Source organism: Cellvibrio sp. PSBB023 (assembly GCF_002007605.1).
In the GTDB taxonomy this organism is placed as follows: Bacteria; Pseudomonadota; Gammaproteobacteria; order Pseudomonadales; family Cellvibrionaceae; genus Cellvibrio.
In genome coordinates this window covers 2,878,827-2,901,741 of the sequence record NZ_CP019799.1, presented here as the reverse complement: position 1 = coordinate 2,901,741, position 22,915 = coordinate 2,878,827, and the positions used below count along the sequence as shown (strand labels likewise).

Sequence of the window (22,915 nt, the reverse complement as noted above, 5' to 3'; positions counted from 1 at the left end):
CGGGAGGAGTTAATAGCGCTACGAATCAATTTTTAGTGAGAAAAATCATGAGTGAAAAACCCTGGATTAGCGTGTGCGAGATTGATGACTTAATGCCGGATACTGGCGTCTGTGCGCTTGTAAATCATCAGCAGGTCGCGATTTTCCGCTCGCGCCGCTTGAATGAAATTTTTGCCATCAGTAACTACGATCCTATCGGCGAGGCGAATGTATTGTCGCGCGGTATTATCGGTTCGATTGGTGATGAGGTAGTCGTGGCATCGCCACTCTACAAAGAGCACTACAACCTGCGCACCGGCGAGTGTTTGGAAAAGCCTGAGTACACCCTGACGGTATTTCCGGTGCGGGTGGATGACGGTTTGGTGCAAGTGCAAGCGTGAGTTTTTAGCGGCACCGTTTTTACTTGTGAGTATCCTTCTTCTTCGACTGCTTCATGGTCGCTTTCACGGGCAAATTATTTGATTTGCCCTTTTTTATTTTCTTCTATCAAGCGAATCCGATACACGCAGCGGCGCCCCATGGACAGTAAATATTCCTCGCGTTCTACGCTTACCCTGCTCCCTAATACCGTTTGGAATAATTGCAACTCCGAGCGGCAAAACGCTTGGCAACTGGTCGCTGCTGCGCAAATCGGGCAATGATCTTCAATTAATAACCAGTCCTCGCCATCGGTTTCTACGCGAGCCATATACCCTTCGTTTTCGCGTAGCTCTGCCAGTCGGGTTAGTTTGTGTTCGATGTCCGGCAGCGGGTTACAGGCTTCCATGTAGGTCGCCCGCATAGCGTTTTCCCGCTGCTGGATAAGTTGCTCCATGCCCTGTGTGCCAAACAGGGTATTTACCGAGGCAATTAACTGCACGGCTAGTTGTGCATGGGAATCGGGGAAGCGGGAATAACCGGCTGAGGTGAGCTGCCACAGTTGTTTTGGGCGGCCAGCGCCATTGCTTGATTCTGTTTGGCCTTCAATCAAGCCTGCCGCCAGCAGCTTTTGTATCTGCAAGCGTCCTGCTTCCGCCGTCATTTCCAGTTCTTGCGCAAGTACAGCCGTGGAGGCGGGTCCCTTCGATTTGAGCCTGAACAAAATCCGCTCAGTCGTTGAGCCAGGATTATTATCCAAGTTTTTTGTTGTGTAATTCATCTGGCTACCCTATTATCCAAAAATATACTTGGATAATAGGGTTCAAGTACTGATTTGTCGAGGTGTGAATTGCATACTGAGTTGACTGTGCCTGCATCCTGGGGCGATTTACTGCGTAATGGTAATTTTCTGAAGTCGATTGCGGTGACTGGTGGCGTTGCCCTTCATGCGACGAATGTTTATCTGGTGACGACCATATTGCCTTCGGTCGTCAGCGATATTGGCGGGCTGGGTTATTACGCGTGGAATACCACGCTCTTTATCGTTGCATCGATTATCGGTTCAGCTTTGACCAGCAAACTGTTATCCAGCTTTAGCGCGCGTCGTGCCTATTTGCTGGCATTGGGGATTTTTGCGGTGGGTTCTATTCTCTGCGCCTCTGCATCCAACATGCCTTGGCTGTTGCTTGGGCGAACAGTGCAAGGTTTGGGGGGCGGTATTCTTGCCGCCTTGGGCTATGCCTTAATCCGCACCTTATTTGAGCCGCGGTTATGGGCGCGCGCCATTGCACTGGTGTGCGGTATGTGGGGTGTAGCAACCTTGCTGGGCCCCGCCCTGGGCGGGATATTTGCTGAGGCAGGTCATTGGCGTTTTGCCTTTTGGGCACTGTTGCCGGTCTTGTTGTTTCAAACCCTGGTAGTCGTTCTAAAGTTAAGTGATGAGCAACCCAAGAGTGGCGCGGCGGAGCTTATCCCGGTGCGACAAATTATATTGCTCACCGCCTCGGCGCTTGCCATTGCCATGGCGGGGCAATTGGAGAGCAATAGTGGGCGAGCGCTTGCACTTTTGTTGGGCATCGGTCTGGCATTGGTCATGGTGTGGGTCGACAAGCGCGAGTCTGCGCCGTTGCTTCCGGATGGCGCCTATTCCGCTCGCCAGCCATTGGGGCAAATTTATATTTGTATCGGCCTGTTAATGATTGCGCTCTCGCCTGAAATTTTTGTGCCTTATTTTCTGCAAATTATTCACGGCCATTCACCCTTAATTGCCGGTTATATAACGGCGACCATGGCGGCGGGCTGGAGCTTGGCATCGCTGTTTAGCTCGGGCTGCAATACACAAATCGCCGCCAGGTTGGTGCGAATTGGCCCGCTGTTGGTGGCTATCTCCCTGGCAGCACTTGCCTGGTTAATGCCGGTGAATGGCAACTTCCCTCCCATCACGGAGACAGTGTTGATCATTCTTGCCCTGACCGGTGCGGGTTTTGGTGTGGGATTGTGCTGGCCACATTTGTTAACCCGCGTTCTCCAATTGGCTAACCCTGCCCAGGAAAATCTGGCGTCCTCGGCGATTACCAGTGTGCAGCTTTATGCAATGGCCGTGGGCGCAGCGCTTGCGGGGTTGGTGTCCAATGCGGCGGGAATATCTTACGTAGGTGGTGTGGCAGGGGCCAGTAATGCCGCTTACTGGTTGTTGATCGGTTTTGCTGTTCCGGCATTCGGCGCCTATTGGCTGGTTGGTCGTATACGACGCGAATAAATAGCTATTGCCCCGAGCTATCTTGTAAAATTCCCTCCCTATTTCCTGTGGCGATATAGTCAGCTCTCTGCTGCTATGTCGCCGTCGCGCCTCCACGAGACTGATTTCATGAAACACCCCTTGGCCCTAGTTGCTCTTGCCTGCCTTAGCTGTAATACCTATGCCGATATCTTTTCTGTATTCCGCGAGGCAGATGGCAGTACCAAGTGGCAATACGTGGCGAATACAACGGCCAGTATCTTAATTCCGACCCTGGTGATAGTGCTGGTGTTTATGGTGCGCGCCCACTGGCGTGCTGTGCGTTCCAACCGCGCACTGACCGATATCAAAGCCACACTGGAAGATCGCGTTGCACACCGTACGGCGGAGTTGCAGGAGCGGGAGGCCTATATCACCAGCATTGTGAACTCCATGCCGGTGATGTTGATTGGCTTGAATCAGCAATTGCAAATAACCCAGTGGAACAAAAAAGCCGAAGAGGTGACCGGTCGCCCCTTGAAAGATGTGGTAGGCAAAAATTTGTGGGAGGCCTACTCCTCCATCACCCTCACGCAAGCGCAAGTCTTGTCGGTGCTGGAATCCGGCGAGACCATGATCATCAAACACGCCCAGCCCGGTCAGTACAGTTTTGACATCACCTTGTATCCGCTCGATAAGCAAGATGATACCGGTATAGTGATTTTGATTTCCGATGTGACCAAGCAAGTCAACGCGGAAAACAAATTGGCCGAGCGCGACAAGGTATCGGCCATGGGCGAGTTGGCCTCGGCCATGGTGTACGACATCAGCCTGCCGATTAACAGTATCTTTGCCCGGGTATCCAGCGCCCGCCAGGAATTGGAAGCAGCAGACTTGGGTGAAGTGAAAGGGTTTTTATTAAGCGAAGTGGAAGCAGTGCGCCAAAGTGCGCAACAGGCAACGGCCATCGCCCAAAACTTATTGGAGCTGGCCAGCAGCCACCGCGAAACCAAACAACTGGAAGCGGTTCCGCCCATTATGGATCACAGTATCGAACTGGCGAGCCAGTTGTTTAAAGATGCCGATGGCTTAGCCTTTAAACAAATTAATATTCGCCGCAACTACGCCGCCAACCTGCCGAACATTCCCTGTTTCCCTGCCGAGCTGGCACAGGTGTTTGTGCGCCTGATGCGCAACGCGTTTTATGCGCTCAACGCCAAATCCTGGGACGACGACAACAAACCCTGGATTAATATCGAGATAGGTGAGTTTTATGATTCGCTATGGATCAAGCTGGCGCACAACGGCAAATGCCTGAGCGAAGATGAACAGCTGGATATTTTCCAACCCTTTTTTGCCATGAACAGCCACCCGGAAACTTGCCCGGTTGAACAGCGTTTATCCTATTCCTATTTTATTATTACCCATCACCATCGCGGCCAAATGGCGGTGACATCCGATGAGCAAAACGGCACCTGTTTTAATATTCAATTAGCGCTGGGCTAATTACAAAACCCATTAATAGTCACAACGCAATAATCAAAAGGCACCGTAAAAGTACAGGTGCCGAATAGTTTTATTTATAAAGCGAGCCTCATTTGAGGTTCGCTTTTTTTACGCCGCCACTATCAAAAAAATTCTTTTCACTCTCCTATGATCCGCAGCACTGTCCAACTTGATTTAGCGCTGTGACACGCAAATTCCAGCAATAGATGCATAATCATTGTGATGTGAGCCCTAGGGAAGCATATTGGTATCGAGGGACAGCTTATCTGGACTGGAAGCCTGTCACAGTTTTAGTGCAGGATTCTGCTAACTATGGACACAGCAGACAAAATACCTACACTGCACGTTCACCGTTTTTCAAGATCAACAACACAAGGATGCCAATGTGGTCAATATTGTTATTCAAGATTATACCGGCCAAGCCTATGAACTAACCGGTCGCACACGCTCACCTCGCTCCTCTTCCGCACAAGCCTACTCCAGCGATTCCTATTCTATTTTTCGTCTTGTTGCCAGATTACCGGTAGGCCTGCAACAGTGGGTGCAAATTCTTGGCAGTGTCCAGCAGGGGACATCTTACTTTCATGGCAGCCATCCGGGTGAGATATATCAAGCGGTCGCGCAGTGTGTTTTGCGAGGCGATTTACGGATCTATCAATTACCGGCATTAACGACAGTGGGAGCATTACCAGGTAAGCACGGGATTGGTTTGCGTATCATCAAGGGACCAAATCCGCACTGCGCCACGGACCTGATGCCCGAAGTGATTAACAGTACTGATGCCGCCCAACAATTATTAAATGAATTAGGCATTAGCAGCGAGGTATTTTTAGGGTATCTAAAAGGCGAAAGTCTGTATAACGACTATCAAAAACAAAATCCGTCGGCCGAAGTATTGAATTTACTCGCCACAGGCGAATTGCTCGCGTATAAAATTCCCCTGCCTCCCAAAGCACCTCCGGCAAAAGCAACGGAATTTCTGCCTGCAACTGCAGCGGATAAGCCGGTGCCTTTGGCACCGGAGAGTAATAGTTCTTCTGCTGGTAGCAATACTGAAAAGCCTCCGGTTAAAAAGGCCCCGCCGCAAACCTTAGATGAGTGTGCGCAAGGTTTGAAAGAGGCGCGTGAGCGGCTGGTTTCAAATGGCTACCAAGCTAAATACTCTGACGAGCAACAGCTGGCGAAAGTAAAAAGTAACGAAGTGAGTCAGGAGCGGTTTCTGGTTAGTTTCCAAACTAATAATTCTGACCCTAATGCGAAACTCGCTTTCCAGCGTGACAGTGGTCTTGCGCCCGTATGGGCAACAAGTTTTGATCAGTTAGAAAATGCGGATACTGATCCCCAGTTGATTGCCGATATTTTGGGAACACCCTACGACCCCGAAAAAGAATATGTGCTGCATATTATAGATCGAGGTGAAAATGGTGATCTTTTTGGTCAAAATACGCTGATCCCGACATGGGATAACATGCAGGAGCCGACCCAAAAATATTTGGGCGGTAAGCATGATTTTGCGGTATTGAAGGATGTGATGACGCCTGAGTATCAGACGCAGTATTCAAGGGATATGGAAGCTTATCATGCGGCTGGATTAAGGGAGTTTAATGAGAGGGATCAGCAAGACTATGAGAGTAGTCTGTCTTTAGCGGATCAAAAAAGATTTTCGGCTAGACATAATGTCCGTACAGAAATTGGTGCTAACAGTGAATTTACTGGAAATGGATTAACGCAATCCCGTGAAGGAAGTACGCGATATGGAGTAGTGGAAACACTGACATTGGAAAATAATCCACCTCCCATATCTCAAATGAAAAATGTAAAAACAATACCGCTAACGTTAAGAGAGGTGGTTTAAATGAATCAAAAAACAGTTTTGTTCCCTCTTGGGTTAATTGATCCGGATAATCTTAAGAAGGATGAGATGTTTTTGTTTTCAATTAAATATGAAATGTTCCCTGATGAAACAGTAAGATTGTTCATAAAAGGTAACTATCTGGTCGTTCATTTTCTTTTCTGGCGGAAGCTAAAAAAACATTGGGATATGGAGCAGAAGGAATTTCCTCTGGAAGTGCTTCCTTGGTTAGTGGATCGTTTTGAAAGCGGTTTTTTTAAACCACAGGATCAAGGAGGTGCCTCTGATTTCGAGCGTAGTCTGCGAAAAGAATTTAACGGTGAGCTTATTGGTATTAATGCAATGGCACATTGCTGCGCAGAAAATTTACCGGGTTTTAATATCTGGAATGCTAGCCGTGCGAGTTACATATCTGAAATTCCTCCGCAGCAATGGGATATTCCTAGGAATATGTTGCTTGAAGGAGGTTTGTTGGAAAAATTAAAAGAGCTTGCGCTGAGGTATGAGGCAGGTGCACTGTAATTGTAGTGCCGCCTCGCGAGCACCCATAAAAATGGCCCGAAAATTACTTGTGGGCCATTTCCCCTTGGTGTGGTTAAATCCGTTTTGTATCAACTCGAAAAATAGGATTTTCTTTTATCTACATGCTCTGGGGCAGCAGTGTCCGCAACGGAGCCTTTTTTATGACGCATCAGGCATTTACCAGCAGTTGCTTGGTGGCGCGCAGCTGTGCCAAATCGCGCACCGGTGGCAAGCCAAATAAACGGTGGTATTCGCGATTAAACTGCGATGGGCTTTCATAACCAACCCTGTGGCTGGCGGTAGCGGCGTCCAGGTTTTCGGAAAACAATAAGCGTCGCGCTTCTTGCAGACGCAGGTTTTTTTGGTATTGCAGCGGCGTCATATTGGTGATGTTTTTAAAGTGGGTATGCAGCGATGAATTGCTCATGCAAGCCGTTTGTGCCAGCTCGTCAATGCGCCAACTTTTTTGAAAATCCCGTTTCAACAATGCAATAACCGCCGCAATTTTTTGCGCATGGCTATCGGCCAGTGCGATTTGGTGCAGCGCATCGGCCTGCTCATCTTGCAGCAGTCGATAGATGATTTCGCGTTCAAGCAGCGGCCCGAGCATCGCCAGGTCAGCAGGGTTATCCAGCAGGCGCAACAGGCGCAGAACGGCATCCAATAAATGCCCGTTTGCCTGGCTCACAAACAGCCCGCGTTGCGAGGTGCGGGTAGTTTTTTCCGCGCGCGCTTGTGGTGGCTGGTGATTGGCTGGTGCCATTTCCATTAATAGATCGCTGATTTTTTTCGGCGTCAGATCCAGGCGCACGCACAGGTAGGGTTTATCTTCACTCGCTTCAATCACTTGGCCGACGACCGGCAAATCCACAGCGGCCACCAGATAGTGGCTGGGGCTGTAGTTAAAAATTTCATCGCAGAGCATGGCACGCTTGCGCCCCTGCGCAATAATGCACAGTGCGGGTTCATAGCGCCCATGGATGGCCTCGCTGGTGCGATTGGATCGGTATATCTGCAATGGCCCAAAGGCGGTGGCATTCACGCCTTCTTCGGGTGTCAGGGCCAGTGTCCGCTCAACCATTTCCGCCAATATGGCGTCAACATCCGGCCCCGATGTCGTTCTTTTCTCTGCCGTGGTCATTGTTACGCTCCCGGATTGAATCATTGCTACCGAGTGTAGCGCGTCGGCTTGGGCGGTAGAACGGGGCGGCGCTTGAGTCTGGAGTTTTAGGCAATAATCAACGAGTAATTTGCTATCGAGGGACGACCTTGCTCTTTATAGTAAGGCTCTGATTGCCTGTATTTCTGATCATCCCGTGCGGGAAGGAGTTCACCATGTCCGACCACCAACACCTTGATGCCGGTATTCGCGATTTTTTGCAGGGGGCATTTAGCGGCTCTGCCCCGCACTTTGACCGCTATGTGGCGGAGCATGTGCGCTGCTGGGGCTTCCCTGAATTTGACCCGCGCCATCGCGGTGAGTATCTGGCCTTTTTTAATTTTTTGCTGGATGTTTTTGCTGAGCCTGAATGGTCAATTGAGCAACTCCATACGAGTGAATCAGAAGCGGTCGTGTGTTTGCGTATTGAAGGAATTCACCACGAAGAATTTATGGGCTTGCCTGCAACACAGTGCCGCCTGGCACTGCGTGCGCGGTTGCTGTTTGTCCTGCGCGATGGATTAATTACTGAAACCTGGATGTATGAAAAATCCGTCAAACTTACCACGACAAAAGGCAAATGTTTTGAGTTGCAACCTGCAGTAGCGACAGCGCCCTTATTAAGGCCGGTCGCCTTTGCCGCGCGCGAACAACACACACCTACAGCGCGGCTGAGGGTCGCGCAATAAGGTGACAAAAGCCAACTCACTTGCACCGGTTTTTTATGGAACAATAGTTCCTTATTTAACAGGTGCAGGTGGAAGCAATGACCGAACAATCCTTAATGAAAGACGGCTTGGGCCGCGCGGCGATTAAACGCATAGGCAATAGTGTGGCGCAGGTGATTCCGCAGTTTAATGCGCGCGCCTTTCAAAAAGACGCCGAGCGGGGATTGGAAGCGCTGGAATTAAAAGCGCGGGTTCATCACCTGATTGAGGTGTTGCATCGCCATTACGATTTACCTTTCACAACGCTCAGCAAACATTTGCAGGCCCTGCCCGAAGTGTGGGACAGAGGCAGTGCCGCCGATAACAAAGCCGGTTTTGCCGCTTGGCCAGTAATTGATTATGTATCCGTGCACGGATTACAACATCCCAAAGAAGCACTGCAAACCTTGGAAAAACTCACCCCTTTATTCAGTGCTGAATTTGCGATTCGTCCCTTCATCCAGCAGCACACTGCGCTAACCTACAAGACCTTGCTGAAATGGTGCGAGCATCCGTCCGAGCATGTACGCCGTTTGGCATCGGAAGGTTCTCGCCCGCGTTTGCCTTGGGGCATGCGCCTGCCGCAATTTATTCGCGACCCGGAACCGCTCGCGGCTATTTTGGAAAAATTAAAAACTGACGACAGCCTCTACGTGCGCCGCTCTGTGGCGAATAACCTCAATGACATCAGCAAAGATAACCCGGATTGGATGATTGCCCTGTGTCGCCAGTGGTTGGATGACAAACATGAAGACACAGATTGGATTGTGAAACACGCGTTGCGCAGTTTGGTAAAGGCAGGCGATACGCGAGTATTTCCGCTGTTGGGATACGCGCCCAAGCCCAGTGTGGCGGTCAGTGATATTACTCTGGATAAACAGAAAATCGCCGTTGGCGATACACTCGCATTTAATTGCCAGCTTACCGGCGGTAAGCAGTCGCAAAATTTGGTGGTGGACTACCTTATTTATTTTATGAAATCCAACGGAAAAGTCGCGCCCAAGGTGTTCAAATTAAAAAATATCACTCTCGCGCCGAAGGAAGTCTTGACCATTACCAAGCAGCATTCTTTTAAACCCATCACCACACGCCGCTATTATGCGGGCGTCCATCAGTTGGCGATTCAGGTAAACGGCAAAGAAGTGGCGCGCACGGATTTTACCTTGCAGATGTAATACTGCTGCTGGTTTACATCTGGCCCAAGGCGTGGTTGAGCCTGGTTTCCAGCTCTGCTTTTAAGCGCAAATAATGGCCGAGTTGCACACCGGTTTGTTGGGCAATTGTGTCGTGACAGAGGGATAAGTCCAGATCGGTAATGTAGCAAGGGTAGCGTTCACCGCGCTGGCGGCGGCTCACAATATACTGGGCAACCGCAGCAAATAAATTGTCGCCATAGCGCAGTGCAGAAAATTCCTGCTCATCGCAAAAAATGGTGTAACGCAATTGATGTTCACCGTCCATTTCGGCAATGGCTTTGATATTAATAAAATGCAATTGCGACCAATCCTTTTGCAACTGGCGTACCTCGGCAATGCCTTGATGCTGTTTAATATTGCCTGTGAGTTCATAAATCAAAATATCTTTGGGCTCGTTGGGTGTTACCGGTTGGTGACCATCCAATAACTGGCGCTGTAGTGCGGCATTAATGAAATTCACCAGCGGCCGTAATAATGTCTGTTGGTTGTGGTAAGGCGTATTAATGCTAAACAAAGAGCCTCGCTCATCAATAATTGTGATTCTGGCTTCGCTGCCATCCAGATAATAAAACAGGTAAATCGCGCGCTTTTTGGCGGTCTCACACATGATCCGCAAGGGTTTATCGCGCAGCCCGTGACGGTCAATCACAATCGGGCTGTAGTCGCTCTGTGCTTGCTCCAAACGCTCCAGTAATTTCTCATAACTTTTAAAGCGCTGGATTTGCGGCAACTGTTGCACAAATTGCAGGAGCAGATATTCATCGCCTACTTCCAAAACATAACGACTGGTGCGCGGGCGAGTGCCGGAATAAAAACAGCCAATCAGGTCGCGCCATAATTCGGTGAGGCGGTGTGCAATATTATTGCCTTGGCTACTGCTAAAACAGCGAATGCTCAATTCGGGCAAGCTCAGGGGTTTACCCGGTGAAAATAAGCGGAAGTAATGCAACAAGCAATTGACCAGTGCATCCTTGGCATAGTGACGGCATACCAATTCGCCCCAGGAATTAATATGAATAACATCGGCATTGATGATTAAATTTTCACGCAGCCCGCTATAGCCCAAGGCGTCGCGTTGGTTGCTCAGCATTTGCATGCCTTTTTTGTAGAGTTCTACCTGGGGTTCAACGCCAGTATTAATAATCAACAGCAGCCGTTCAATTTGCGCCGGGCGAGTAAATTGTTCGTGTCCAATGGTGAGTGGAAGGGGTAACCATTGCTGTAAGGCCTGGATGAGTTGCTGTTTTTGGCTGTGGGTGATCTCTACATCGCTGCCCACTATGTCGATTTTGGTGTGGTTTTCCAGAATCTGGTTGGCGTGACACCAGAGCAATAATTCCAGCAAACTGCGTGACCGTTTAATGGGTTCTACATCAATATAGCGCAGCATCACATCCTGTTGGGTGCCGCGAATAAGTTGCCAACTGGTGTCTGTTGCGCGGTCTTCGAGTGTTGCATCACCCTGTAGGTTTTCATCTGTGCTGGTTTCATTGCCGTCTTTGGTGGCGCGCAGGAAACAGAGTGCCTCTTCACTAATGTCGCGGGAAATACCGGGGTTAATTAATTCCACTTTGCCCGCTTTGCGCTCAAAGGCGGCGTGCAATTTGCGCCCTAGAATCATCAGCTCATCACTGGTGATGGCAATTTCATCGCGATGTTGTTTGCTTAATGCGTTTAATAAGCGATAGCTGTGATTCAACTCATTGACCAATAGCGCGCGTTCGGTAATAACATGCGGCGCTTTCCAATAGGCACGGTTGTCCAGCATTAATAAATCGCGATTGGACCAGTTCCAATTTGCGACCATTTTATCCAGCAATTGCCGCTGCCAGGATTTTTTGCCGTGGCGGCTGGTGCGCGATAAGGCTTTATTTACTTTGAAATAAAAACAGCGGCGTACCAAATCCAGCCGCTGTAGTTGTTGGTATTGTTGCAAATAGTATTCAATGCGCTGGTAGACCATGACATAGGGGTCAAGTAAATCGGCGTCGGGCTCCCCGGCGTAGATAGCGCGCTTTAAACTCAGTGCTAGTGGTTCCGCTGCGCTACAGGCATCAACATTGGTGTCTGTTGTGCCCGCTTCCGGCAGCGCGGCGCTACTGCCACTGGCATAGACTTCCAACAACAATAATTTCAGAACCGATTTGTAGGGCGATTCAATCGCCTTATAAAGCTGCCACACACCAGCGCCAATAAATTCGTTGGCGGGAATGTCGGGCAGGCCACCAAAATCAATTACATCCTGTGCTTTCAGGAAGCGCCGGCCAAGCAGTTTGTCGCGATAGTTATTGTAGTCCTGCTCTTGCGTGGCGGGGACAAACCACCAGAGCGGCACCTTGCCTGCCAACCACAGTGCAGTGCGATAAAATTCATCCAATAATAAATAGTGTTGTGCCGAGCCACTTGCTTCGCTGCTGAGCCCGCTATGGCGTTGGCTGGCAAACTCCTGTGCCTGCATTAAAAAAAAGTGCACTTCAAAATGCAGTTGCTGCGCCGCCCATTGGCTAATCAAGGTGCATTTGCGTTCCAGCTCATGCACATGCGTGTGAGTATTTTCCAGGCTGTGACACACCCATACGTCCAAATCGCTGGATTCACTCTGCGCAATGGTGCCCATACTGCCCATAATAAACAGTGCATCGATATGGCTTGTTTTTTCGGTGAGGTCGCGCTGGTAATGAAAACTGCGTGCAAGGATTTTGGCGTAGCGCAGTTGGTCGGCATCGGGGGAAAATTGATAAACACCGGCGGGTGTACTGTGAGAGACATAGCCCGGCAGCATGGGGTGATTGACGTGAAATAGCAGCGGCAATAATTGTAAAAATTGTTGTTGGCGCTCGGACAATGCGGCGCAAGTTCGCGCGTAACGCTGTTGGTTTAAATCGAGAAAACGCTGCTTGAGTTGACTGAGTTGTTTGCGGTCAACACCGTCATCTATATCGTGAATGTCTATGGGGCGAGAAAGCATAAGTGTCAGCGTGGTGTATGGTCATTGGTCACAGCCTGCGCGCGTAAAATATCGGCCAGTGTTGTGTAAAGTAATTCCGGGTTTACCGGTTTGGATAAATAACCATCCATGCCTGCCGCTAGACAGCGTTCGCGGTCACCGCGCATTGCCTGGGCGGTAACGGCAATAATCGGAATCTGTGCTGCCGGGTATTTACCGCCTACCGCACCCGCGCGAATTTGCCGTGTGGCTTCTATGCCATCCATCTCCGGCATTTCCAAATCCATCAATATGGCATCAAATGGCTGTTCGGTTGTATCGAGTATTTGCAGCGCTTCAATGCCGTTGGCTGCAATAACACTGGCGATATTTTTCTTTTTCAAAATACCGCGCAGCACTTGTTGGTTAACCAGATTGTCTTCCGCGATAAGAATGCGGGTATGTTCCAGCAGTGCGCGATTGTCACCGTCGCTGGTCATGGGCGGGCTGATATCTTGCAGCGATTGTACCTGCGCAATTGTTTGGCCTATGGCATCAAACAGGCGCGACTCGCTGACCGGTTTACTTAAAAATTCATCAACCAACAAGGCGTTGGGATCGGCACTGGATATTTCATCGCGGTGATAGGCAGAAATCAAAAATACCCAGGGTTTTTGCTGCAAGTGGCAATCCGATTTGATTAGCCCGGTGAGCTGCAGGCCGTTCATGCTCGGCATGCGATAGTCGAGCAATACAAAATGATAGGGGTTGCCGCATTGGTCTGCGTGGCGGATGCGCTCAATCGCGCCTAATGCGTTGTCCTCTTCATCCACTTGCAGACGAATACTGCGTGCTGTGCTGGCAAGAATCGTACGCGCAATGGTGTTGTCATCGACAATCAGGACGCGAATATTATTCAGGCAGCGCGGCTGGCTGAGCAGGGTTTTTTCACCCAGATGGCTGTGCTCCAACATCACGCTGAAGCTGACTTTGCAGCCCTTGTTGGGGCTGGACTCTATGGCAAAGCTGCCCTGCATTAAATGCACCAGGTGACTGCAAATACTCAGGCCGTAGGTGTTTTTATCGGTGGAGATCAGGTTTTTGTTAAACACCAGTTGCTCTTTGATGGTCGCCAGTTGTTTGGGCGACATACCCACGCCCTTATCTTCCACCGTGAAATCCAGCAATAGGGTTTTATGGGTTTGACGTGTTTTGGCTACGCGCACAATCACTTGATCCGTGTGGGAATATTGAAACGCATTGCTAATTAAATGCCCGAGAATTTGGCTCAAGCGCGATGCATCGCCGCGCAAAAAACGCGGCACATCAGGCTTGATGTCATACACAATATTGACGGTGCGGTGCAGTGCACTAATTTCAAACAGGCGCGATATTTTTTCAAACAGCTGTTCAATATCAAAGTGGGCGTATTCCAGAATGACGCGGCCCGCTTCAATTTTGGAGAAATCCAGCAACTGGTTGATGATTTGTAATAAAGAATCTGCCGCTGAATTAATGCTGGTGAGGTAACTCTGTTGTTGTTCATCCAGGGGCGTGTCGTGCAGCAAATAACCTATGCCGATAATCGCATTCATGGGCGTGCGAATTTCGTGGCTGACACGGGCGAGGAATTCACTTTTGGTTTTATTGGCCAAATCGGCCTGGGCTTTGGCGCCGAGCAGGTCTTCACGCGCTTTAATAAAGTCGCTGATGTCGCTGTTAATACCCACGCAGCGAGTGGCGCGCCCTTGGGAGTCCGGCTCAAAGAACTTGGCCTTGGCGTGTACCCAAATACTATTGCCGTCGCGGTGTAGCAGGCGGTATTGCAATTGCACCGATTCGCGGCGGTTATCCAGCGCGGTTTGGTATTCGGTGAGCACATCGTCCACATCGTCCGGGTGGACAAAATACTCGCGCAGGGTGTACAGGTCAGCGGGCAGGTCACCGTAGTCGTAACCGAGCATGCGCAGGTAACTGTGATTGAAATAGATTTTGCCGCTGGGAATGTGCCAATCCCACAAGCCGTCGTTGGTGGCCTCCATCGCATACTGATGGCGGGTATCCCTGTCGGTCATTTGCTGCTGTTGCTGTTTCAACGAGGCGAGTTCTGCCTCAAGCAGTTTAATCTTGGCTGCCAATGCGGCTTCAGCGCTTCCTGAATGGGGGGAATGTTCACTCATGTCCCTAACTTGCACCTCGGTATCATCTGGACAAAAAACAAACTGCCAGATGTAGAGCCTAGTTCATTTTGGTGCAAATACCAGCAAATACCGGAAAAAGAGCGGGTTTAGGCGACAAAGAGAGGGGATAAAAAAACGCCGCCTATCATCGATAAGCGGCGTTTTTGTGTGGCGATAATCGCGCGGTAGTTTAGCGTGCAGCGATATTGTGCTTGGCGCGCTCAACCGCTGCTTTTACCTGCGCCGGCGCTGTGCCTCCGATGTGATTGCGCGCGGCGACTGAACCTTCCAGCGTCAACACTGCAAACACATCCTGCTCAATCACTGTGGAGAACTGCTGCAGTTCGGCCAGGCTCATTTCCGACAGGTCTTTACCGGTTTGTACTCCGTAGGCGACTGACTTGCCGACAATCTCGTGCGCATCGCGGAAAGGCACACCGCGACGAACCAGATAATCGGCCAGATCCGTTGCGGTAGAGAAGCCGCGCTTGGCTGCTTCGTACATTTTCTCTTTGCGCGGCTGGATGGCGGGCACCATATCGGCAAATGCGCGCAGGCAATCTTTCACTGTATCGATGGCATCAAACACTGGCTCTTTGTCTTCCTGGTTGTCCTTGTTGTAGGCCAAAGGTTGGGATTTCATCAGCGTCAACAGCGCCGTCAAATGGCCATACACGCGCCCGGTTTTACCGCGTACCAGTTCGGGCACGTCGGGGTTTTTCTTTTGCGGCATGATCGAGGAGCCGGTGCAGAAGCGATCCGGTAAATCGATAAAGCTGAATTGCGATGAAGTCCAGAGCACCAGCTCTTCGCTCGCGCGCGACAAGTGCATCATCAATATACTGGCGAAGGCAGCGAATTCGATGGCGAAGTCGCGGTCGCTCACGGAGTCGAGTGAGTTTTCGGTCGGCGCATCAAAACCCAGCAGTTGCGCAGTGTAAGCGCGGTCGATGGGGTAGGTGGTGCCGGCGAGTGCAGCGGCGCCCAAAGGCGATTGGTTTACACGCTTACGGCAATCCATCAGGCGGCCATAATCGCGCTGCAACATTTCAAACCAGGCCAATAAATGATGGCCAAAAGTGACTGGCTGGGCGGTTTGCAAATGGGTGAAGCCGGGCATGATGGTATCGGCATTGGCTTCTGCGACTTGCAGCAAGCCCTGTTGCAAGCGAGTCAATTCTTTTGCGATTGCATCGATTTCGTCGCGCAAATAGAGGCGAATGTCGGTGGCCACTTGATCGTTGCGCGAGCGTCCGGTATGCAGCTTTTTGCCGGTGATGCCGATGCGCTGGGTGAGCAGTGCTTCGATGTTCATGTGCACATCTTCAAGGCTGACGGACCAGGTAAATTTACCGGCGACAATCTCTGCACGAATTTCTTCAAGGCCAGTGATGATCTGGTCGCGCTCGGCCTCGGTCAGCACACCGACTTTGGCGAGCATGGTGGCGTGGGCGATGGAGCCGTTGATATCGTGGTGATAGAGGCGGTAATCAAAACCGATAGAGGCGGTGAAACGCTCAACAAAGGCGTCGGTGGCTTCACTGAAGCGGCCGCCCCAGGGTTTGATGGGCTGATCGTTTTGGCTCATGAGGAAGTGTCCACAAACTAGAAATAATGAAAGAGATGGCAGGCGCGCATAGGCTATATTCACCTCTAGGCCTTCTTTAACAAGGCAAGCCGCCGCAGGCCGGGCATTATAGCCCAACGACCCATAAAAGATGACCTGTAAATAAGTCGCTGCGCCGGTAAGGCATTTCTTCAGTCGAGCAATGAGAATTTATGATGACCACCCGGGACAAGCCGCCTGCACCTGACGCTGCCGAGCCTGCCAATCCCTTTCTGGCAGATTTATGCAGCAGCCAGTCCGTATTTTTACTGGTACTGGTGGCGGAGCTGCTGGCGGTACTGCTGACGATCAGCGCCTCGTCCGGCCTGCAGCATTTTAATTGGGACAAGCTGGCGCTGATCTCGGTGCAGATCCAGTGGGTGGTGCTGTTCAGTGCGATTGCCTTGTGCCGACTGCGTTTTTGGTTGGGGCGACAGAGCCACCTGCGCGCCGGGTGCACCAGTTATGCGTTGGTACTGGTGATTACGCTGGTGCTGTCGAGTGCCGGGCAATGGATTATTTATGGCTTCAGCGGTCTCGCGCTGGTGGACGACTATCACTTTGAATTTAACGGCTGGCAACTGCTGAATAATATGGTGATCGCTGCGATTTTAGCGGGTATTTTATTGCGCTATTTGTATTTGCAGCAGCAGTTGCGCAACCAGCAACAGGCGGAAATGCACGCGCGTATTCAGGCGTTACAGTCGCGTATTCGCCCGCATTTTTTGTTTAACAGTATGAATTCCATCGCCAGTTTAATTGCGACTGATCCGGATACTGCCGAGCGAGTGGTGGAGGATTTATCGGAGTTATTTCGCGCAAGCCTGGCCGAGCCAAGCTTGATCCCGCTGGAGCGCGAACTGAGCCTGTGCAAACACTATTTGGATATAGAGCAGTTGCGCCTGGGTAAACGCTTGCAGGTGGATTGGCAAATTAGCGAGTGCAACCCGCAGCTAAAAATCCCCAGCTTGATGTTGCAGCCGCTGGTAGAAAATGCCATTTTCCACGGCGTGGAACCGCTGCCGCGCGGGGGAAACATTACGATTAAAGTCTCGCAAAACGATAAGCAATTAAGCATCGTCATTAGCAACCCCTATTTGTTGGTGAAAAAAAATCAGCACAATAGCGAACCCGCGCAACGTCATAACCGTATGGCATTGGATAATATTCGCCGTCGCCTCACCGCCCACTTTGGTGCAGCGGCACGCCTTTCCAGCAGTGCGGAAAATGGCGTATTCACCACCTATATTTTTTGCCCGTTAACACAATAGCGATAACCCGCAATTATTCGGAATCACTGGTATGGAATTGCTTATTGTTGATGATGAAACCCTGGCGCGGCAGCGTTTGTTGCGCATGGTGGAAAAAATTGATGGCTTTCATGTCGTGGCTGAGGCCGATAATGCGGAAGCCGCGCTGGCATCCATTACCGAGCATGACCCGGATATAGTGCTGCTGGATATTCGCATGCCTGGTCGCGATGGTTTGAGCCTGGCAAAAGATATCAGCCAATTGGAAGATCCACCGGTCGTTATTTTTTGCACCGCTTACGATCAGTATGCGCTGGATGCATTTGGCACTAATGCTGTTGGCTATTTACTCAAGCCGGTCAAAGCCGAGCAATTATTGCAGGTGCTGGAAAAGGCGCAAAAGCTCAACAAAATCCAGCGCCTTGCGGTGCAGCAACCGGCAGCGCGGGAGAACCAGCGTAGCCACATCACGGCCAAAACCCGGCGCGGTGTGGAATTAATTCCACTGGAGGATATTCGCTATTTTCTTGCCGATCAAAAATACGTCACCGTCTATCATCGCGGCGGCGAACATTTGCTCGATGAAACCTTGAAAGAATTGGAAGAAGAATTTAACGGGCGCTTTGTGCGTGTACATCGCAATTCGCTGGTGTCGATTAAACATATCGAAGCCTTGGAGCGCAATGGGCAAGGGCAGTATCAAGTGCGCCTTGCCGATACCCTGACGCGGCCCATTATCAGCCGTCGCCACGTGAGCGATTTAAAAGAATTGCTCAAAATGATTTAGTGCGCGTCAGCAGTCAATCGCTGACGCCATGGAATATCCAATTTAAAACGAATAGGCCGCGCCCAGCATAAATACCAGCGGATCAATTGTGACATCCACGCGCGCTGCTTGAGTTCCATCCACTGAAATGCGCGCGGTAGTTTCTATATCAATTTTCCACACAGCGGCATTTAAATACCAGTTGTCATTGAGTTGCCAATCGGCACCCAGTTGCAGCGCGACGCCGGTTGAATCCTTGAGTGAAATATCCGTATCGCCTACCAGCGCGCTATCCAACGCAGCGCTGCTCTTGGTATCAAAAAAGGTGGTGTAGTTCAGGCCTATGCCCGCATAGGGTTGAAATTTGCCTTCACCCAGCGGGTAATATTGCAGGGACACAGTGGGCGGCAGGTGTTTGGTGCTGCCAATATCCACACCACTGAGTGCGCCGCTCCCCACAATATCGTGCTCAAAGGGCAGCGCGGCCAGCACTTCAATGCCGATATGGGGTGTGGCAAACCAGGTGCCGGAAAAGCCCAGCCCGGTTGCATCTTCTACATCCACGCCACCACCTAATACGCTGCCACTGCTTGCATCGGGCGCGACTTGGGCAACCCCAACACGCACTAAAAAATCACCTGCTTCGTGAGCATGAGTTGCCGCTGCTACACAACTGCTACCTAATACCAGAGCCATTACTAATTGACGCATGTGCATTTCCTCTGTTGTTAACACAATTGTTAAATCACAGAGGCAGTGTTACGAAATTTCACATTATAAAAATTGATATATATCAATTAGTTTTAGCGCTGTAAAAAATAAAAACCTAACTGAAAATTATTTGATACAGCGCAAGGTGCGAGTTGTGTAGATGATTTTTTATGCTATTGATCTTCTTGCGACACAAATGAAAATCCATCGGGGTATTGGTGGTAGCCATCAAAATCCCCTTTGCTAAGCGGCACACCCGCTGCACGGCCAATGGCGTAAGCCATGTTCAGGTGGAAGAAAAAATTGGGCAGTGCATAGTGATAAACATATTCTTCTGCCGGTAATTGTAATGGAGTAAACCCGGCCTGGTCCTCAATCAGACTTGCTGTGCTGGCCGCATCGTTTAGCGGAAGTGATTGTAAGTACTGAATAGTTTGATCCAGCTGTAATTGAATACCCGCGAAGGTTTCATCCTTATTATCAAACGTGATGCGCTCACGGCCACTCAGCGGGCAACAACAGCGCAATGAAAAGTTGGCCGCGGTGCGCAGCTGGGCAAGGAGCGGTAGCATATCGGGGTGTAGGCTGTGTTTCAGTATCTGCGGGTTGCCTTGTTGATGGATATCTATCTTATGAACAATCGTTTTTAGTTGCTGCAAGTAATGTTGAAATATAGTCGACGGATTTTTATGGTTGTTATTCATTGTGAGTTACCAACAGTGATGTAGTTGCTGCGGCGCGCAAAAAAATTATTTTTTGCGCGCCGCGATAGATATTATGTGATCGTGGTTATTTTTTCCGGAAGAGTAATGTCACGCGGTTGGATTCGCCGATCAGTTGGTTTTGCTGCTTTTGTGCATCGGTGCCGTTCAGGTTGGGTGGCAGGCGCCAGACATTGTCATTCTCTTGCGGATTGTCTTTGGGGTTTTTGTTGATATCACTGCTGTCTACCAATTCAAAACCCGCCTTTAACATCGCCGACACTATATCTGACTCTTTTAAATAACCACGGCTACCATCGGCCCAGGCGTCAGGTTTGGATTCGCTCATGGCATGTTGCACAACGCCCACTGTGCCATTGGGTTTAAGTACCCGATAGGTCTCTGCCAGTGCTTGTTGCAGGTACTGGCCCTTGGCATCAAAGCGCGCGAGATTATGCAGTGCGCGGATAAACAACACAGCATCAACCTGTCCGGTCAGGTCAGCGGGCAAATCTGCAAAGGTATAGGCATCCACCTGCGCACTGCCCCAGCGTTTTGCATCAGTGCGCCATTGTGCTGGCCATTGTTCGCGTTTCTTGATGAACTCCGGCGTAGCAAAGCCACCAAACTCCGGCCACATGGACAAGCTGTAATCCACACCGATCAAGCGGCCTTTCTCACCCAGATACGGCATGAGGATTTTAGAGTACCAGCCATCGCCCGGCAGTGCTTCCAGCACCACATCGCCGGGGCGAATCCCAAAAAATTCCAGCGTTTCTACCGGGTTGCGTGCCACATAGCGGGCCTGATGTTCGGCGGGCAGCGATTGGGTGATATTAATTAATTGTTGTTTATCGGCGGCACTGAGGTGTTTTTTGTCAGGTGTGGTTGTGTTGTCTATTGCGCAACTGGACAAGAACAGTGCAGTGGCGAGCAGGGCGATTTTCTTCATCGGGAAACTCCTTTAAGGGATGGGTTTTTATCTGTTATCAATCTGGCGGTTTATTATTCGCTTATTTTTGTTGATAAATCATTATTTTTTGTAAAGGTGCGCTGCGATTGTGCATAGAGTCTGGTTTTATGACAAATTGCATCTGATTATTGCCACAGTAGTGTTCTACACTCAATATCTCTGTGCTATGTAGCGCGAGATTTTTTTACTTAACATTTCCGGATGGACATAACGATTATGAACAGTCTGTTATCGAATAATAAATCAGCGGTATTCCGCTATTGTGTAGTGGTTATTGCGCTGTTGTTACCCCTGGTGTCGCAAGCGGCTGCATTGAAGCCGAAACATGCATTTGAAACCCATAAAAATATTACCTGGGCTGAACCCGATAATATGCCGCTTACCCTGGATATTTATGTTCCTAAAACCGGCAAGAAAAATTATCCGGTATTGGTGATTTACCACGGCGGCGGTTGGTTGATTAACAATAATTCCATCATGAATACCATGTCGGAATATATCGCTGGCAATAGTGAATATGTGGTGGTGAATACGAATTATCGCCTCTTGGGCGATAACAATAATAGCGTTCACATCAACCAGATTGTGGAAGATGCTATGGGCAGCCTGTTGTGGATGAAAGAACATATTGCTAACTACAAAGGTGACCCGGCGCGTGTTGCCATTACCGGCGATAGTGCTGGCGGCCAATTAAGTGCCATGGTGTTGCTAAATAGCCGCAAGCTGGAGTCCGATGGTTTTGCTGGCAAGACACTCGGTTTTAAACCCACCTATTTACCCAAAGGAAAAACCGCTGAAAAAATTGCCAAGCGCGATGGCTTGCGCGTGCAAGCGGCAGTCATCAGTTACGCCGCTTTCGATTTATACAAAGCGGCACAAAACGGTTTTGAAACCTCATCCAATATTTTCTGGAAGTTAGGTAATGCAACACCGCGCGGTTTGTTTGGCGATGGTATTTCGGTAGATAAAAATCCGGAATTTTATAAAGCCGTATCGCCCATGTATAACATCCCTACGCGTGCGCAATACCAACTGCCGCCGCAATTTGTGCATGTTGGCAGTACCGATGCCACAACACCACCGGCTTCATCCCAGCAGTATGTTGATGCGCTCAAGGCGGCCGGTCAGCCAGTGGAATTTAAAATTTATGAAGGGCGCAACCATGCCTTTTTGGACAATGGCTGTAATGAATTTTTGAAAGTCTGTTTTGATCGCGATGCACCCGAGCCCTTAAACGATATTATCCACTTCCTGGATGCCATTTTCTGGCCTGCTCGCTAAACGTTGCTTTCCACACTAAACCCCGCCAACCGGCGGGGTTTTTCTTTCTATTGATAAATCCTGTGCATTTGTCATCGCCTCCTTGACAGTAAATGCCGTTATATTCAATTATGAATAGCGAATCAGGCAGGACTTTTTAAGTGAGAGGTGAGCTGGTGATGGGTAAACACAGGCTTCGCAATCAATGGGCATCAAAGGCAACCTTATGGACCCTGTTATGGATAGCGTTGCTTTTTGTTGGTGCAGTGCAAGGTGCAGAGGTCAGGGTTTATGCCGCGGCCAGCCTGACCGATGTTGTCACTGAACTGGCGCAGCGCTACGAAAAGCAGCACGACAATATATCCATTAAAACCGCATTTGCCGGTTCATCCACCCTGGCAAAGCAAATAGAGAATGGTGCTCCGGCAGACGTGTTTATTTCGGCCGATAAAGAGTGGGCGGATTATTTGGCGCAGCGCAAATTATTGGCTAGCGACAGTCGCAAAGAGTTGCTGGTGAATAGCCTGGTATTAATTGCACCTCGCACAGCGACAGTGCCTATCGAATTAACGGCGGACAAAACACTGGTCGATCAATTCCAGGGCAAGTTGTGTACGGGTGATCCTGCGTCTGTGCCGGTGGGTAAATATGCCAGGCAAGCCTTGGGCTATTATGGGTGGTGGAATTCTATCGCCAGTCGTTTGGTGGGCACGGAGGACGTGCGCACCGCCTTGGCTTTTGTGGAGCGCGGCGAGTGTGCGCTGGGCATAGTCTATAAAACGGATGCGCAAATGAGTCAAAAGGTCAGTGTTGTTGCGCAATTCCCTGCGCAAGCTCACCAGCCTATTGTATACCCTGGTGCCCTGACCAAAATTGCAGGCAATGATGCCGCCGCGTTTTGGCAATTTTTGCAATCGCCGGAAGCAATCGCTGTTTTTAATCGCTACGGTTTTTCAACATCGCCATAATGAGTCTCATGCAAATAACTGCTAGAGACAAATGCCGGTGGGAGTCTTGGGTATGGA

At 50.0% G+C, this 22,915-nt stretch carries 19 protein-coding genes; 11 read left to right on the top strand and 8 right to left on the bottom strand.

Annotation, left to right across the window (positions count from 1 at the left end):
• Nucleotides 1–47: 47 nt before the first annotated feature.
• Nucleotides 48–380 carry a nitrite reductase small subunit NirD gene (nirD, locus tag B0D95_RS12675; protein WP_078044229.1) on the top strand — a complete coding sequence of 111 codons (333 nt, stop codon included), beginning with the start codon at nt 48–50 and terminating at the stop codon, nt 378–380.
• A gap of 74 nt (nt 381–454) precedes the next feature.
• Here nirD and B0D95_RS12670 read toward each other — a convergent pair whose 3' ends face one another.
• The gene (locus tag B0D95_RS12670) at nt 455–1,138 is read right to left on the bottom strand and encodes a metalloregulator ArsR/SmtB family transcription factor (protein WP_078044228.1); all 684 of its coding nucleotides are present in this window, start codon (nt 1,136–1,138) and stop codon (nt 455–457) included.
• A 69-nt stretch (nt 1,139–1,207) separates the two neighbouring features.
• Here B0D95_RS12670 and B0D95_RS12665 point away from each other — a divergent pair, with 69 nt between their 5' ends.
• The 4 genes from B0D95_RS12665 to B0D95_RS12650 all read left to right on the top strand — a co-directional run bounded on the left by B0D95_RS12665 (nt 1,208) and on the right by B0D95_RS12650 (nt 6,455).
• Nucleotides 1,208–2,617: an MFS transporter gene (locus tag B0D95_RS12665; protein WP_149867910.1), complete on the top strand. Its 1,410-nt coding sequence runs from the start codon at nt 1,208–1,210 to the stop codon at nt 2,615–2,617.
• Nucleotides 2,618–2,725: 108 nt separating this feature from the next.
• Nucleotides 2,726–4,081 (top strand): PAS domain S-box protein, encoded by a 1,356-nt coding sequence (locus B0D95_RS12660; protein ID WP_078044226.1) that lies wholly within the window; start codon nt 2,726–2,728, stop codon nt 4,079–4,081.
• 385 nt (nt 4,082–4,466) lie between these two features.
• Nucleotides 4,467–5,936: a hypothetical protein gene (locus tag B0D95_RS20655; RefSeq protein WP_210403621.1), complete on the top strand. Its 1,470-nt coding sequence runs from the start codon at nt 4,467–4,469 to the stop codon at nt 5,934–5,936.
• Nucleotides 5,937–6,455, top strand: a complete 519-nt coding sequence (locus B0D95_RS12650; protein ID WP_078044225.1) for a hypothetical protein — start codon at nt 5,937–5,939, stop codon at nt 6,453–6,455.
• A 169-nt stretch (nt 6,456–6,624) separates the two neighbouring features.
• Here B0D95_RS12650 and B0D95_RS12645 read toward each other — a convergent pair whose 3' ends face one another.
• Nucleotides 6,625–7,596, bottom strand: a complete 972-nt coding sequence (locus B0D95_RS12645; RefSeq protein ID WP_078044224.1) for an AraC family transcriptional regulator — start codon at nt 7,594–7,596, stop codon at nt 6,625–6,627.
• Between the two features lie 194 nt (nt 7,597–7,790).
• Between B0D95_RS12645 and B0D95_RS12640 the strand changes: the two genes are divergently transcribed.
• Both B0D95_RS12640 and B0D95_RS12635 read left to right on the top strand, forming a co-directional pair.
• The gene (locus B0D95_RS12640; protein ID WP_078044223.1) at nt 7,791–8,303 is read left to right on the top strand and encodes an ester cyclase; all 513 of its coding nucleotides are present in this window, start codon (nt 7,791–7,793) and stop codon (nt 8,301–8,303) included.
• A 77-nt stretch (nt 8,304–8,380) separates the two neighbouring features.
• Nucleotides 8,381–9,496 carry a hypothetical protein gene (locus tag B0D95_RS12635; protein ID WP_078044222.1) on the top strand — a complete coding sequence of 372 codons (1,116 nt, stop codon included), beginning with the start codon at nt 8,381–8,383 and terminating at the stop codon, nt 9,494–9,496.
• Between the two features lie 13 nt (nt 9,497–9,509).
• On the opposite strand, the gene B0D95_RS12630 is transcribed toward B0D95_RS12635, so the two are convergent.
• The 3 genes from B0D95_RS12630 to argH form a co-directional block, all read right to left on the bottom strand.
• A complete protein-coding gene (locus B0D95_RS12630) occupies nt 9,510–12,485 on the bottom strand; it encodes a class I adenylate cyclase (protein ID WP_078044221.1) in 2,976 nt (991 codons plus the stop codon).
• A gap of 5 nt (nt 12,486–12,490) precedes the next feature.
• Nucleotides 12,491–14,623, bottom strand: a complete 2,133-nt coding sequence (locus B0D95_RS12625; protein ID WP_078044220.1) for a PAS domain-containing hybrid sensor histidine kinase/response regulator — start codon at nt 14,621–14,623, stop codon at nt 12,491–12,493.
• 190 nt (nt 14,624–14,813) lie between these two features.
• The gene (gene argH, locus B0D95_RS12620; protein ID WP_078044219.1) at nt 14,814–16,211 is read right to left on the bottom strand and encodes an argininosuccinate lyase; all 1,398 of its coding nucleotides are present in this window, start codon (nt 16,209–16,211) and stop codon (nt 14,814–14,816) included.
• A gap of 191 nt (nt 16,212–16,402) precedes the next feature.
• Between argH and B0D95_RS12615 the strand changes: the two genes are divergently transcribed.
• Both B0D95_RS12615 and B0D95_RS12610 read left to right on the top strand, forming a co-directional pair.
• Entirely contained in the window at nt 16,403–17,500 is a 1,098-nt protein-coding gene (locus B0D95_RS12615; RefSeq protein WP_078044218.1) for a sensor histidine kinase, read from the top strand.
• Nucleotides 17,501–17,531: 31 nt separating this feature from the next.
• Complete coding sequence (locus B0D95_RS12610; protein WP_078044217.1) at nt 17,532–18,266, top strand: LytTR family DNA-binding domain-containing protein; 735 nt, start codon at nt 17,532–17,534, stop codon at nt 18,264–18,266.
• 42 nt (nt 18,267–18,308) lie between these two features.
• Here B0D95_RS12610 and B0D95_RS12605 read toward each other — a convergent pair whose 3' ends face one another.
• The 3 genes from B0D95_RS12605 to B0D95_RS12595 all read right to left on the bottom strand — a co-directional run bounded on the left by B0D95_RS12605 (nt 18,309) and on the right by B0D95_RS12595 (nt 20,609).
• Nucleotides 18,309–18,956, bottom strand: a complete 648-nt coding sequence (locus B0D95_RS12605; RefSeq protein WP_078044216.1) for an OmpW family protein — start codon at nt 18,954–18,956, stop codon at nt 18,309–18,311.
• Between the two features lie 173 nt (nt 18,957–19,129).
• Nucleotides 19,130–19,660, bottom strand: a complete 531-nt coding sequence (locus B0D95_RS12600) for a DUF1993 domain-containing protein (protein ID WP_078044215.1) — start codon at nt 19,658–19,660, stop codon at nt 19,130–19,132.
• Between the two features lie 85 nt (nt 19,661–19,745).
• Nucleotides 19,746–20,609 (bottom strand): class I SAM-dependent methyltransferase, encoded by an 864-nt coding sequence (locus B0D95_RS12595; protein WP_078044214.1) that lies wholly within the window; start codon nt 20,607–20,609, stop codon nt 19,746–19,748.
• A gap of 237 nt (nt 20,610–20,846) precedes the next feature.
• Between B0D95_RS12595 and B0D95_RS12590 the strand changes: the two genes are divergently transcribed.
• Nucleotides 20,847–21,911, top strand: coding sequence for an alpha/beta hydrolase (locus tag B0D95_RS12590; protein WP_078044213.1), 1,065 nt, complete (start codon nt 20,847–20,849; stop codon nt 21,909–21,911).
• Between the two features lie 158 nt (nt 21,912–22,069).
• A complete protein-coding gene (gene modA, locus B0D95_RS12585) occupies nt 22,070–22,858 on the top strand; it encodes a molybdate ABC transporter substrate-binding protein (RefSeq protein WP_078044212.1) in 789 nt (262 codons plus the stop codon).
• The last annotated feature ends 57 nt before the right edge of the window (nt 22,859–22,915 follow it).

Coding starts and splice junctions, on each gene's coding strand:
- nirD (WP_078044229.1), top strand. CDS start 48: ATGAGTGAAAAACCCTGGATTAGCGTGTGCGAGATTGATGACTTAATG.
- B0D95_RS12670 (WP_078044228.1), bottom strand. CDS start 1,138: ATGAATTACACAACAAAAAACTTGGATAATAATCCTGGCTCAACGACT.
- B0D95_RS12660 (WP_078044226.1), top strand. CDS start 2,726: ATGAAACACCCCTTGGCCCTAGTTGCTCTTGCCTGCCTTAGCTGTAAT.
- B0D95_RS12650 (WP_078044225.1), top strand. CDS start 5,937: ATGAATCAAAAAACAGTTTTGTTCCCTCTTGGGTTAATTGATCCGGAT.
- B0D95_RS12645 (WP_078044224.1), bottom strand. CDS start 7,596: ATGACCACGGCAGAGAAAAGAACGACATCGGGGCCGGATGTTGACGCC.
- B0D95_RS12640 (WP_078044223.1), top strand. CDS start 7,791: ATGTCCGACCACCAACACCTTGATGCCGGTATTCGCGATTTTTTGCAG.
- B0D95_RS12635 (WP_078044222.1), top strand. CDS start 8,381: ATGACCGAACAATCCTTAATGAAAGACGGCTTGGGCCGCGCGGCGATT.
- B0D95_RS12630 (WP_078044221.1), bottom strand. CDS start 12,485: ATGCTTTCTCGCCCCATAGACATTCACGATATAGATGACGGTGTTGAC.
- B0D95_RS12625 (WP_078044220.1), bottom strand. CDS start 14,623: ATGAGTGAACATTCCCCCCATTCAGGAAGCGCTGAAGCCGCATTGGCA.
- argH (WP_078044219.1), bottom strand. CDS start 16,211: ATGAGCCAAAACGATCAGCCCATCAAACCCTGGGGCGGCCGCTTCAGT.
- B0D95_RS12615 (WP_078044218.1), top strand. CDS start 16,403: ATGATGACCACCCGGGACAAGCCGCCTGCACCTGACGCTGCCGAGCCT.
- B0D95_RS12610 (WP_078044217.1), top strand. CDS start 17,532: ATGGAATTGCTTATTGTTGATGATGAAACCCTGGCGCGGCAGCGTTTG.
- B0D95_RS12605 (WP_078044216.1), bottom strand. CDS start 18,956: ATGCGTCAATTAGTAATGGCTCTGGTATTAGGTAGCAGTTGTGTAGCA.
- B0D95_RS12600 (WP_078044215.1), bottom strand. CDS start 19,660: ATGAATAACAACCATAAAAATCCGTCGACTATATTTCAACATTACTTG.
- B0D95_RS12595 (WP_078044214.1), bottom strand. CDS start 20,609: ATGAAGAAAATCGCCCTGCTCGCCACTGCACTGTTCTTGTCCAGTTGC.
- B0D95_RS12590 (WP_078044213.1), top strand. CDS start 20,847: ATGAACAGTCTGTTATCGAATAATAAATCAGCGGTATTCCGCTATTGT.
- modA (WP_078044212.1), top strand. CDS start 22,070: ATGGGTAAACACAGGCTTCGCAATCAATGGGCATCAAAGGCAACCTTA.